This window comes from Effusibacillus lacus, assembly GCF_002335525.1.
GTDB lineage: Bacteria > Bacillota > Bacilli > Tumebacillales > Effusibacillaceae > Effusibacillus > Effusibacillus lacus.
Genome location: NZ_BDUF01000056.1, coordinates 48,376 through 60,324 on the forward strand (window position 1 = coordinate 48,376; position 11,949 = coordinate 60,324).

General features: G+C 49.5%; 11 protein-coding genes, 2 pseudogenes and 1 other annotated feature. Of the genes and pseudogenes, 1 reads left to right on the forward strand and 12 read right to left on the reverse strand.

The window, feature by feature from the left end:
• The 7 genes and pseudogenes from EFBL_RS10375 to EFBL_RS10410 form a co-directional block, all read right to left on the reverse strand.
• The coding region (locus EFBL_RS10375; RefSeq protein WP_103143247.1) for a spore germination protein at positions 1–1,142 on the reverse strand (1,142 nt) is incomplete at its 3' end.
• Positions 1,139–2,233, reverse strand: coding sequence for a GerAB/ArcD/ProY family transporter (locus EFBL_RS10380; protein ID WP_165912658.1), 1,095 nt, complete (start codon positions 2,231–2,233; stop codon positions 1,139–1,141). The genes EFBL_RS10375 and EFBL_RS10380, both read right to left, overlap by 4 nt.
• A gap of 276 nt (positions 2,234–2,509) precedes the next feature.
• Positions 2,510–2,839 carry an SCP2 sterol-binding domain-containing protein gene (locus tag EFBL_RS10385; RefSeq protein ID WP_096182067.1) on the reverse strand — a complete coding sequence of 110 codons (330 nt, stop codon included), beginning with the start codon at positions 2,837–2,839 and terminating at the stop codon, positions 2,510–2,512.
• Positions 2,840–2,959: 120 nt separating this feature from the next.
• A pseudogene (locus EFBL_RS10390) lies at positions 2,960–3,476 on the reverse strand (arsinothricin resistance N-acetyltransferase ArsN1 family A).
• A gap of 251 nt (positions 3,477–3,727) precedes the next feature.
• Complete coding sequence (locus EFBL_RS10400; protein ID WP_096182069.1) at positions 3,728–3,907, reverse strand: hypothetical protein; 180 nt, start codon at positions 3,905–3,907, stop codon at positions 3,728–3,730.
• Positions 3,908–3,914: 7 nt separating this feature from the next.
• A complete protein-coding gene (locus EFBL_RS10405) occupies positions 3,915–4,784 on the reverse strand; it encodes a permease (protein WP_172899683.1) in 870 nt (289 codons plus the stop codon).
• A gap of 68 nt (positions 4,785–4,852) precedes the next feature.
• Positions 4,853–5,299, reverse strand: a complete 447-nt coding sequence (locus tag EFBL_RS10410; protein ID WP_096182071.1) for a MarR family winged helix-turn-helix transcriptional regulator — start codon at positions 5,297–5,299, stop codon at positions 4,853–4,855.
• A gap of 205 nt (positions 5,300–5,504) precedes the next feature.
• Here EFBL_RS10410 and EFBL_RS10415 point away from each other — a divergent pair, with 205 nt between their 5' ends.
• Positions 5,505–6,374 (forward strand): GRP family sugar transporter, encoded by an 870-nt coding sequence (locus tag EFBL_RS10415; RefSeq protein WP_096182072.1) that lies wholly within the window; start codon positions 5,505–5,507, stop codon positions 6,372–6,374.
• A 621-nt stretch (positions 6,375–6,995) separates the two neighbouring features.
• On the opposite strand, the pseudogene EFBL_RS21245 reads toward EFBL_RS10415, so the two are convergent.
• The 5 genes and pseudogenes from EFBL_RS21245 to EFBL_RS21250 form a co-directional block, all read right to left on the reverse strand.
• A pseudogene (locus tag EFBL_RS21245) lies at positions 6,996–7,151 on the reverse strand (alpha/beta fold hydrolase); the annotation flags it as partial.
• A 253-nt stretch (positions 7,152–7,404) separates the two neighbouring features.
• Positions 7,405–7,653 (reverse strand): hypothetical protein, encoded by a 249-nt coding sequence (locus EFBL_RS10420; protein WP_131927751.1) that lies wholly within the window; start codon positions 7,651–7,653, stop codon positions 7,405–7,407.
• Positions 7,654–7,982: 329 nt separating this feature from the next.
• Complete coding sequence (gene aspS, locus EFBL_RS10425; RefSeq protein ID WP_096182074.1) at positions 7,983–9,794, reverse strand: aspartate--tRNA ligase; 1,812 nt, start codon at positions 9,792–9,794, stop codon at positions 7,983–7,985.
• 4 nt (positions 9,795–9,798) lie between these two features.
• Positions 9,799–11,046, reverse strand: a complete 1,248-nt coding sequence (gene hisS / locus EFBL_RS10430; protein WP_096182075.1) for a histidine--tRNA ligase — start codon at positions 11,044–11,046, stop codon at positions 9,799–9,801.
• Between the two features lie 43 nt (positions 11,047–11,089).
• Positions 11,090–11,353, reverse strand: a binding site (T-box leader).
• Between the two features lie 49 nt (positions 11,354–11,402).
• On the reverse strand, positions 11,403–11,949 hold a 547-nt coding region (locus tag EFBL_RS21250), incomplete at its 5' end, for a thioredoxin family protein (protein ID WP_231705758.1).

Consider the following 11,949-nt stretch of genomic DNA (forward strand, 5'->3'; position numbering starts at 1 on the left):
CCCACAACAGCCAGTGTCTGTCCGATTACGCCCGGAAGCCGCAGGCCGGCTTCACGTAAAATTTCAAACAGGGTCAGCATGATAAACGCTTCCACCGGAGTCGGAAAAGGAACACCCTTTCTCGCTGTTATAAACGTTGCCAACAAGGTAAGCGGAATTTGATCCTGATGATAAGTGGTAATCGCAATATAAAATCCAGGCAAAAAAACAGCGATCACAGCCCCTAAAAAACGCACCAGCCGTTCCATAATCACATACAGAAAGTTGACGTGAAAATCTTCCGGCGACTTCAACAGCAGAAATAAATTGGCCGGTCCGATCAAAGCAGTGGGCAGACCATCCAAAAGAATGGCAAACCGGCCAAGAAGCAGCGAAGTAACCACATGGTCCGGCCGGCCGGTGTAATGAAATAATGGGAAAATTGAAAAGGAAGAATCTGCCAAATGTTCCTCCAGTTGAGAACTGGTGTATACCGCGTCGAAATTGATATTGGACAGGCGGTTGCGGATTTCGTCCCGCACCTGTGGATTGATGATGTCCTCCATGTACAGCAAAGCTGCCCGAGTTTGGCTTCGTCTGCCTAATACAAATTTTTCACAGGCCAGCGATCGGGTTTTCAGACGCTTGCGAACCAATGCGACGTTAACGGTCAGTTCTTCGACAAACCCGTCCCGCGGACCGCGGATCGATACCTCCGTATTGGGTTCTTCCGGGGTTCTTTGCGGCGGATTGCTGATGTCCAGCAAGTACGCTTTCCCGATTCCATCGACAAAAACTGCTAAAGCGCCTTGAAACACCTTGGCAATGACGATTTCCAAATCGGTTTCGATGCTTAAAGGAGCCACATTCCAGGTATCCGGCGGCTGATCGGACGAAAGCAACTCTTCCAAACCAGGCACAATGGTTTGGGGAATTTGTTTTATATCTGCTAGCCCTTCACAGTATAACAGGAGCGCAGTACGGCTGCCTGTCTCGGTTTGGAACTGCAGTTTTTGGCTTTTTACATCCTGGCACAACGCGCAGGCGGAGCGGATCCACCGTGCATTTTTCTCCAACGAACTGTCAACTGCCTGACCTACCGTCTGTAAACCGGAATCGTTCTGCAACTCTCCGATTTTTTTAAAGAAAGAGCGTCGTTTCACCGTTTCATCACCTTTCTGTATGGCATGACGATAGTCACAATAGTCAAAAACAACAGCAGTACAATTGTTAAGGCCAGAGAGACAGGGAGAAAGATATTCTTCAGAAACCGAACAAATTGCATATCGCTGACCGGGATCTGCGTTACAGCCACCATCACGGCAGACACCGTCAGCAAAAGAACGGTTCGCTTTTTCCCGGCCGGAAGCTGGAACACTTCAGGTAGCAAAAACAAAATAAACGAAATGCGAATAAAGGAGCCGACCAGCCATTGATAGACCGACAAGAAGTCAACATGTTCCAGATAATGGCCAAATGTGACCAACCGCCATTCCTCAAACGCGGTGAACCGGAGAGAGGCGGCTTCGGACGTACCGAATTCGGCGATGGCACCAGTTAATGGCGAGAGGATCAGGTTTGCATAAACAGCACACGTGAGAATCAACGCTCTTGCGGTTACGGTAGACCGAATCCGGTGCTGTATAAACAGCACCAGGATTAATTCGGAGAACGCCACTGCGGTGATCTGCATCCCCCGCAGCAAGGGATCCAACCCGTGCGCCAGAACAGGAAACAAAAGTGTATAATCCTTGTTTGGAATGTTGGAAATCGCCACAAATAATCCAAACAGGATGACAAACGACAGCAGCACGCCGTTGACGATCGCGATTGTCTGGATCCCCGAATAAGCCGCATAAAAACAGACCGACGCAAACAAGAACACCAGCAACAGGTTGGGAGTTTTGGGCAAATAGGTGACATTCGTCCAAACCGTGGTGTCCCGCAGGGTGACCGCCGCCATGCTAAACAGTTGTAAGGCGGCAAGGAACGAAAAAATCCTGGCAATCCCCGTTCCGGCATGCTGTTGCAGCCAGACTGACAGTTGTTGCTTGCCGGTTTTGCGTATGATGTACACCAGCAGATAGATCCACGCAACAAACGGAAAAAATGTCGACAATACGGAAACCCAAGCGTCCCGACCGGCTTCTTGCAAAAGTATGGGAATGATCATCACATGGTCGAAAATGCCTGCCGATGATACCAAAATAAAACAAGTTTGCAACAGACTGATCTTGTCCTCGTTACGGGTCATCATGCGCCTCTTTCGGAAACTTGAATAGAATGGCTTTACTCACATTCAGGATGTAACCGAAAACAGCCAAATATACACCTTCTGGATAACCGGCAGTTCGTTTGTTAATATCATTAATCATTTTTCGTATCGATAGCTTTTTCTATGAGAACTGAGCAATGAGAAGCAAAGCGGAACGAATGTATGGCCATCTGACGATCGAACAAAAAAAGCCCCCGTCAGGCAGAGATGCAACCAGCATCTTCTCTCCCAACAGGGGCTTCCACTTCATTTTCCTTATTTGTAGTTATCCAATATCGACGACAGCTTCATGGCGTAGCCCATGCTGCCTTCGATCTTCAGCTTGCCCGTCATGAAGGCCATGGTGGGGTTGAAGTTGCCTGCGGCGAACTTCAGAAAGCTTTCGTCCGACATTTGCAGTGTGCACTTCGGCTCCTCCACAACACCCTCCAGGTATTCCACTTTCCCGTTTTCGAACTTGAGTTGGAACGAGCCGGCCTCGGTTCCTGTCAGATCAAACTGGTACACCACATTGGTGTTGACGATTCCTTCCGGGTTGGCGTTCATCTTCTCCACCATGGCGGTCACCGCTTCTTTTACTGCCATACGAGATCCTCCTTGCCGGTAATTTGACTGATCAGTACAATTTATTCAACATTCCGCAAGAAAAACCTCTTTTTTTGACCGCTGGCCGGAAAAATGGGGTACACCTGCCGGTTACAAGGTCTAAACGGTTGGTTCGACGTTTCCGGCGAGAAGTTTCTCCATGGCCATGACGTCCACGAACCTCCCGTCCAGCAGGCCCTGGTTCTTGAACACTCCCACCTCACGGTATCCACACTTGCGATACAATCCCTGACCCAACCTGTTAAAAGGAAATGTAAACAGAACGATTTTGTGAAACCCGTTGGCCGCTGCCGTTTTCTCACAGTTCCTCCAAGAGGAGGCGGCCTATTCCCTTCCCGCGATGCTCCCGGTCAATGTAAATGGAAAGGTCGGCAACACCGGAATAAGCGCAGCGGTTGGAGTAAGGGTTCAGAGAAGCCCATCCCACCACGTTTTTCCCAGATTCCGCAACCAGAACGGAATAGCGACCGCCGTGCTCGTAGAACCATTCCTCCATGTAGTTCAGATCTTTTTCTTCTGTCTCCAAGGTTGCAATTCGATCCGTAATGCCTTGGTTGTAGATGCGAAGGATCGACTCCAGATCCGGGAGTAGAGCTTTTCGTATGACAGGAATCATTGGCTTTCGATCACCTGCAGCAGGAGTTGGAACCGCTGCCGGTTCCGCAACAGGAATCCGAGGTGTCGCTTGTTCCACAGCAGTCGTCATTTGTTTGCTCCTCATTTACCTCTTTGATTTCAACCCCGCAACAATTGTCCTTGGAACCGCCTTTTGTGCCCCCGAAAAATTTTTGAATCAAATTTGCCATGCTATTCTTCCTCCTCAAATTTTACTTATTTAGTCCCCAACCCTAAGAGGTTAGAAAAGTTTCAGCACGTACAACAGACATTGGAAGAACAGACTTCAATCGATTTTTCCTTCTCTTTGGTTTGGGGCTGTTGCACTTCACCGCCTGCCGGTTGAAACATCCAGGCCCGGCTCAACTTGCGATTCATTTCCACCTTCTGAAACTCCATCAACTTTTCCCATTCATAAATGTTGAAATTCATGGATCATTCACGCTCCTTGGATAATGTAGAATAACAAGCCTGACAGGGTCGACATGAAAAAGACCGAGACGAGAAAGGCACCCATCAATTTCTTCCTGAAAATGGAGTTGAGCAGTGTGATTTCCGGTAAACTGGCTCCGGCGGAACTGATCATCAGCGCCATTACCGGTCCAAGCGCCATCCCCTTCATCATCAGAATCTGGGATATGGGAATCATGGTCGAGAGCCGGATATACAAGGGAATACCGATGATGGCCGCAATCGGAACCATCCACCACTTATCACCTCCCAAATAGGTTGCGATCCATTCCGTGGGGACCAAACCATGAATCACAGAGCCAATAGCTGCCCCAATGATCAGGTACGGGTACACGGTGCGCATCGTACTTAAGGTTTCCTGCCAGGCCACCTGGAAACTGAAGGTTTTAATCGGTGCCTGGTAGCCGGTCATGACGACCTGCTTGACTTGGGACTCAAATCCGAGCCGTTCAAGAGCAAACCCGATCACCACCGACAGCACGGAAGTGATTACTGTGTAGGCGACGGCCACTTTCACCCCCAACAGGGCAGCCATCAGGGTGATGATAGTGGGATCCAGAACAGGGGACGCAAACAGAAAAATCATGACAATCCCAAAACGGACTCGTTTATTCAAAAGGTTCACCACAACCGGGATTGTGGAACAGGAACAAAACGGTGTAACAAAGGCAAATACCAGTGCCATAAAGGCCCCTTCCCAAGTGTTCCTGCCGGACAGATAACGCTCCAATTTGTCATAGGGAATCCATCCCTGCAGCAGGTTGATCAGGAACGAGATGGCAATAAAAAGTGCGGTCAATTCCAATGCGAACCAGAGAAAGCTTTGTACGATCTCCAACAAGGTATTCACTCCTCTTTATTTATTTGCATTTTGCAACTATACAAGAAAGAAAAAATGGGGTTGGGTTACCCCACAGGCCCACAGCATCTCTTGGATTTGGCCATGGATTCGTTCAACAGCTTGATGGAACGGAGCACCGTCTCCCTTTCAAACTCGGTCATATGTGAAAAGATTTCATTATAGAAACTGTTCGTCACATCATCGATAAAATCCGCCATTCGCTTGCCCTTCTCAGTGAGAGACAGGATGTTGACCCGTCTGTCTTCCGGATAAGGCGTCTTCTTCACCAATTCTGCTTCCACCAGCGTCTGGATCTGACGGCTGAATGTCGTTATGTCCATCCCCAGCGCTTCGGCAATTTCCTGCATGGACGGCTGGTGTCGGCGATCAATCTCATACAGGATGTGGCTTTGCACCACCGATACGTCAATGCCCTCAATCCCACAGCAGTTCTTGTTGAGAAGCCCTATGCGGCGGATCAGAATCTGGAACAACTCACGAACGTTTTCCAATTTTTTCACCTCTGCCATTAGTATAGGGTATATATTTGTATTTTGCAACTATTAGCTGTGAAAATTTTTCCTTCCCCTTCCTTCACCTGGGATCCAGTAAGGTATGGTATTGCAATGCCAAATAGGATACGCTGGTTAAGTAAGATGAGAATCTTTGAAACGAGATCCCCACCTTGCGGGCTTTCGAGATTGGAGAGAAATAAGGTTGTCTCTGTCTGTTTTTGCAATCCTGATGCTGTCTGCACTCGGGCATGCCACGTGGAACGCGATGGCAAAAAAAATTGAAGACCGCGATTCGTTTTTCACGTTAATCATGGGTGTGTCTGTCGTTCTCTATTTACCTGCGGCTTTGTATTTATGGACGACAACTCCTTTTCCTCAGGAAGCCTGGAAATGGATTGGGTTTAGCACACTGTTTGAAATCCTGTATTTCGTATCCCTGGCAAAAGCCTATCAATTGGCTCCCCTCAGCACCGCCTATCCGCTGGTAAGGGGCACCGCTCCCCTTGCAACTACCTGTATGGCGTTTGCCTTGGGATCTGCGCTCCCGACTGTCTTGGGCGTTTCGGGAACCCTCTTGATTGTTGTGGGAATCTTGCTGATCAACCAGTCGAAACTGTCCTTCCGTTCACTCTTTACATCCATTCGGCAAAACTTTCAAGGTGCGGGATGGGCTTTGGTGGCGGGGCTGTTTACTGCCTGCTACAACGTGAGCGACAGCTATGGAGCGCTCACCATGTCGGGAATTTTGTTCAAGTATGTGGTGTTCATCGGCATGTTCCTCGGCAAGATGATGTTGGATCTTCGTACAAGACCTGCCAACACATACTGGACACTGGCCACCAAATATCCAGTTCTGACACTGGCAGCCGGATTTCTGTTGTTTGGCGCGAATTCCCTGGCCGTTTACGCCATGCAGACCACTCCGGTCGCAGCTGTCGCCTCCGTAAGGGAAGTCAGCATTGTATTTGCCGCTATAATTGGTATGGTTTGGCTGAAAGAAAGAATCAGCCGGGTAAAATGGGTATCCATCATAACGATTGTAACAGGTGTATTCCTAATCAAGCTGCAGTAACGACAAAACCAACCACGACAGAAAGGAAAGAATGCTTTGTTCGTCTATAAGTTGCTTGCCATTGTGTTCATGATTTGGAACCCCCAGCTGTTTGACATTGCGACTTAAGAAGAGTTTGAAGTGGCCTTTGCACTGCCAAAAGGGGTTCCCCTGGACCAGGTGACGATCCAATATGTTCATGTGAACCTGCTGCCGATGGACCCCTTTACTTATTGGGTGAAAACGTACGGCAAAGAGTAAAAGGCTTTATTGTTGATTTTTGACCAAAAGAAAAACCGCCCATGAGAAGAGCGGTTAATTGAGCTATCGTTCTCCGTTAGCGAAATAACCTATGTTAGGATCTCACCTTACTTGCGGACCAATGCTGTGGATAAATGGATAAGTACTAGATATATGCTTTTACTTATACACATTTAGACGTCAATATATATTTTAACTTATAAGCCGCTTTAATGAATTTATCCGATTCCAGTAAATGGAGAGCCAGCTGCCTGGATTTCTGTCGAAGGGCCAGTTTGCCCCAATGCACCGCCAGTTCCTTGCACTCCGCCTCCGCCGGCGCCCCGCACCTTGGAAGGAGGCCTGCTCGATATTGAAATATCGTTCTCCTTTAGCGAACTATTAGCCAATAAATTGTGTCAATAGCTGATTAAACTTTTCACGTTCTTCCCAGAAAGGGCCATGACCTCTGTATTGAAACGGGACAAGCAGTGAAATTCTTATTTTTTGATTTAGTTCCTGAGCTTGTGCAAATGGAATCACTTTGTCATGAATGCCCCTCCGATTAATTAAAGTGGCATCAACAATAAGATACTCACCTGGGCAAACATAGGTGAATGCCTATCCTTGTTTGTAGGATAATATTGGCTCCATCCTAATTGATATTCAACTTGTATTCTATATTTAACATTCCTGCCCTTCAGCACAATAGGCTGCCATTATCTTGGCAGCCTATTATGGTTGTTCAACAGTTGATCCCGTTACTTCAATAACAGGGACGAAAATCAACAAGAAAGTGGTAATGAAACAACTACAAGTTTTTGGTTGCTATCTCTTCAATTTTGTTCGTTTCTTTGTTAAGCCGATATACAGAAATTCTCTGCTTACTTGGGTCAACAATCCAAACATCATTGTCAATAATGATAACTTGAATACGATTGGTGTTCGTACTGATTCTTTGGAGGAATTTTGAAATACCGACAATCAAAAAGAAAACAAAGGCAGGAAATACAAGAAAAACAAGTATTTGAAAAATTGAAGTTAACCAGTTTACTTCCATGTTATCCTTCTCCCCTGCGTTCAAAAAAATCAAATGATAAGACCCCATATTTGTTAAATGGAATTTTGCACCCTTTCCCTTAATCGCACTTAAACTGTAGAAGGTCTTTGCCAGCTCTCATTCTTACACGATTATTTGTTAGAGACTGTTATTCTTACTATAGGCGTAAATCCTAATCGTTGCAAATTCCATAGTTCGAAAAATCAAAAAACAATATTTAATAAACTGCCCTTTCGCTTAATAAGAAAATCAACAATGAACTTAAACAAAGCCAAAGAAAAAGGATGCCACATATCCCACCGGGAAAGTGCCATCCTTTAGTTTGTTTGTTACTTCCCGTGAACAGTCTCCACATCCGCAGCCAAACGGATATGCAGATCCTGCAGCTGGCGCGGAGTTACTTCGGACGGAGCCTGTGTCATCGGGTCGCTGGCCGACTGGGTCTTCGGGAAGGCGATCGTATCGCGCAAGGACTGGCGTCCGGCCATGATCATAATGATCCGGTCCAGACCAAAGGCGATTCCGCCATGGGGCGGGGTGCCGTATTCAAACGCATCCAGCAGGAAGCCGAACTTGTCATAAGCCTCTTCCATCGTGAAGCCAAGGGCCTTGAACATCTTCTCCTGAATCTCCCGGCGGAAGATACGCATGGACCCGCCGCCAATCTCATACCCGTTCAGCACCATGTCATAAGCCTGTGCACGGACACTGCCAGGGTCTGACTCCAGTTTGTCCAGATCCTCCCACATGGGCATTGTGAAGGGATGGTGTTCCGCCACCCAGCGGCCTTCTTCCTCATCGTAGCCCAGCAACGGGAACTCGGTGACCCACAGGAACTTGTATGTCCCTTCCGGAATCAGATTGAGGTCTTTGCCAAGTTTCAGGCGCAGATTGCCCAGTGCATCCGCCACAGTTTTCGGTTTATCGGCAACAAACAGCAGCAGGTCGCACGTTTCCGCTTCCAGGATCGCTTTGATCCCTTCGATTTCTTCCTCCGAGAAAAATTTGGCGATCGGAGATTGCAGCCCTTCTTCCGTGAACTTCATCCAAGCGAGACCTTTCGCCCCGTATCGTTTTGCAAACTCTTCCAGTTCGTCGATCTGCTTTCGGCTGTAACCGGCGCAGCCTTTGGCGTTGATCCCCTTTACCACCCCGCCGCTCTCAATGGTGGAGGCGAACACTTTGAATCCGCTTGTACCGGCGATCTCCGAGATATTTTTCAATTCCAGCCCGAAGCGGACATCCGGCTTGTCGGAACCGTAACGATCCATCGCTTCTTTGTAAGTCAAGCGCTGGAACGGACGGGGAATGTCGACATTCAGCGTCTCTTTGAACAGGGTGACCATCATTTCTTCCATCAGGTCGTGGAACTCCTGCAGCGACATAAAGGACATTTCAATGTCGATCTGGGTGAACTCCGGCTGGCGATCCGCCCGCAAGTCCTCATCCCGGAAGCAGCGGGCCACTTGATAGTAGCGCTCAAATCCGGAGACCATCAACAACTGTTTGAACAGCTGAGGAGACTGTGGAAGCGCGTAAAATTTGCCCGGGTGCACACGGCTTGGCACCAGGTAATCACGGGCCCCTTCCGGTGTCGATTTGGTCAGCATCGGTGTCTCTACATCGAGGAATCCGTGACGGTCCAGGAAGGAACGGATATGCTGCACCGCTTTGTGGCGCAGAATGAATGTACGCTGCATCTCCGGACGGCGCAGGTCCAGGTACCGGTATTTCAGCCGGACCATCTCGTCCACGTCGATGTTGTCCTGAATGTAGAAGGGCGGATTTTTCGCAGCGTTCAGAATCTCCATTTGCAAGGCCTGTACTTCGATTTCCCCGGTCGGGATCTTGGGATTTACGGTACTCTCTTCGCGGGCCACCACTTTTCCTTTAATCGCGACCACGTATTCGTTGCGCAGTTTATCCGCCTGTTCCATCAATTCGGGAGAAGAAAAGTCCGGGTTGAATACCACCTGGACAATCCCGCTGCGATCGCGCAAATCAACGAAAATGAGTCCGCCAAGGTCACGGCGGCGTTGAATCCAACCGCTCAGCACCACATCCGTGTCCGCATCGCCCAGACGCAAATCCCCCGCATGGTGCGTTCGATACAAGCCAATTCCCTTTATAATTTCCGCCATGGTGTTATCCCTTCCTCATCTGCAGTTTTTGAACCAATTCATTCAAGAACATAGTCACCTGTTCTCCCGTTTCCATATCCTTTACATTAGCGATGCCTTGCGCCAGCTCGTCATCGCCGAGGATCACCACCTGCTTGGCGCCCAAACGGTCAGCCGCTTTCAACTGGGCCTTCATGCCCCGCGCCAGATAATCCTTCTCGACGGCAAGACCTGCCACGCGCATTTCGTGCACCAAAGACACCGCTTTGCAATCCGCCGCTTCGCCCAGTGTGACAACAAACGCATCGAGAGTCTGGTCGATGGGCAGCTCCACGTTCTGATTGCCCAAAGTGATCAAGACCCTGTCCACTCCACAGCCAAACCCAATTCCGGGCGTTTCCGGTCCGCCCAACTCCGACACGAGTCCATTGTAGCGTCCACCCCCGATGATGGTGGCGCCATCAACGATGATTTCAAACGCGGTTTTGGTATAGTAATCCAAGCCGCGAACAATATAGGGATTCACCGTAAAGAGGATGTTTGCATCCTTTAGGTATCCCTGCAGCTGCTCAAAGTGTGTTTTGCAGCCTTCGCACAAGTGATCCAGCATGACCGGCGCGTCTGCCACCTTGTCGGTATCCACCTTGCAATCGAGAATCCGCATGGGATTCCGGTCATATCGTTCGTTGCAGTCTTTGCAAAGCTCATGCAGCTTTCCGGCAAAGTGCTGCTTCAATTGTTCACGGTAGACGGGACGGCATTCCGGGCAGCCGACCGAATTGATTTCCAGCGACAAGTCGCGGACCCCGACCTCGGCAAGAAAGGTCATGGCCAAAGCGAGAATCTCCGCATCCATGCTGGGGTGATCGGTTCCCAGCGCTTCGATCCCGAACTGGACAAACTGGCGGTTCCGCCCGGCTTGCGGCCGCTCGTACCGGAACATTGGTCCCATGTAATACAGTTTGGTCGGCTGCTGCGGGAGACCGTACAATTTGTTCTCGACAAACGCTCTTACGGCACCGGCTGTTCCCTCCGGCCGAAGGGTCAGGCTGCGATCCCCCCGGTCCGTAAACGTGTACATTTCCTTAGCCACAATGTCGGTGGTTTCCCCCACACCGCGGGCAAACAATTCCGTATGCTCAAACAGAGGGGTGCGGATTTCGTGATAGTTGAACCGTCTGCACACGTCACGAGCCACTTTTTCGACAAATTGCCATTTCTCCACTTCGCCGGGGAGTATGTCGTACGTTCCCCGCGGTTTACTGGTAAACATCCTGCGTCCCTCCAGCCAAAAAAGATAAAAACCCCTCATCCCAAATAGGGACGAGAGGTTGAATTCCCGTGGTACCACCCTGATTGAGGCCATGGCAGGTACTGCTGGCCTCCGCTCACCGTTAACGCCCGGTCGCGCCCGCTCGTTACTCTCTGACCGGATACACGCAGGGGTGGATTCGAATCAGGTTTCACAAGGGGTCCTTCGGGATGTCATTCACAAGGAGCTCTGCAAAGACGCTTTCAGCCGCGGCGTCTTCTCTCTGGTCAGGCGGAACCTTGTTACTTGTTCCCTTCATTGGATTTCGCTCAAACTTCTATTGATAGCATGTATCATACTGATGTCGTTGCACAATGTCAAGTGCGGGGGATGGCACAGCCTTCCGGCCCGCATTCCGCTTCTCTCCTTGCCGCCTCTTCTTCTTTCTCCTGTGCAAGGATCTGCTGCTGCCAGTCAAAATCAATAGTCGGGATAAACTTCTCGGGGTAGCGGATGTACCAACGCTGCTTCCGGATCACAAAGTTATCGGGGTCAAAGGCCAGAGCTTCATCCAGTTCCCTCAGGGCCTCTTCTTTCTTATTCTGCTTCAGGTACTCAAGAGACAGTTTGTATTTGGTTTCCGCCAATTGCTTTTCCAGGGACCGGGCATTTGGGGGCAGAGGGTTGGTTTCTTCCAACTGAATCGGCTCTTTGCCCTCCAGCAGGTGTTCCACCGCCCTCACATGTTCCGGATCCGGCGCCCACAGTCTCTGCTTGAGGAAGCGAATCTTCCCTTCTTCATCCAGCAGGATCCCGTTGGGAACCACGGTGAATCCAAACCGGCTTGCCAGCAAATTTTCGCTGTCAACAACGGTGGTAAACGGTTTCCCTTCCGCATAGGGTCTTGCCGCTTCTGCCCCTTGG

Excerpts from the sequence above, each read along its gene's own strand:
- EFBL_RS10380 (WP_165912658.1), bottom strand. The coding sequence starts at position 2,233 with ATGACCCGTAACGAGGACAAGATCAGTCTGTTGCAAACTTGTTTTATT.
- EFBL_RS10385 (WP_096182067.1), bottom strand. The coding sequence starts at position 2,839 with ATGGCAGTAAAAGAAGCGGTGACCGCCATGGTGGAGAAGATGAACGCC.
- EFBL_RS10400 (WP_096182069.1), bottom strand. The coding sequence starts at position 3,907 with ATGAATTTCAACATTTATGAATGGGAAAAGTTGATGGAGTTTCAGAAG.
- EFBL_RS10420 (WP_131927751.1), bottom strand. The coding sequence starts at position 7,653 with ATGGAAGTAAACTGGTTAACTTCAATTTTTCAAATACTTGTTTTTCTT.
- aspS (WP_096182074.1), bottom strand. The coding sequence starts at position 9,794 with ATGGCGGAAATTATAAAGGGAATTGGCTTGTATCGAACGCACCATGCG.
- hisS (WP_096182075.1), bottom strand. The coding sequence starts at position 11,046 with ATGTTTACCAGTAAACCGCGGGGAACGTACGACATACTCCCCGGCGAA.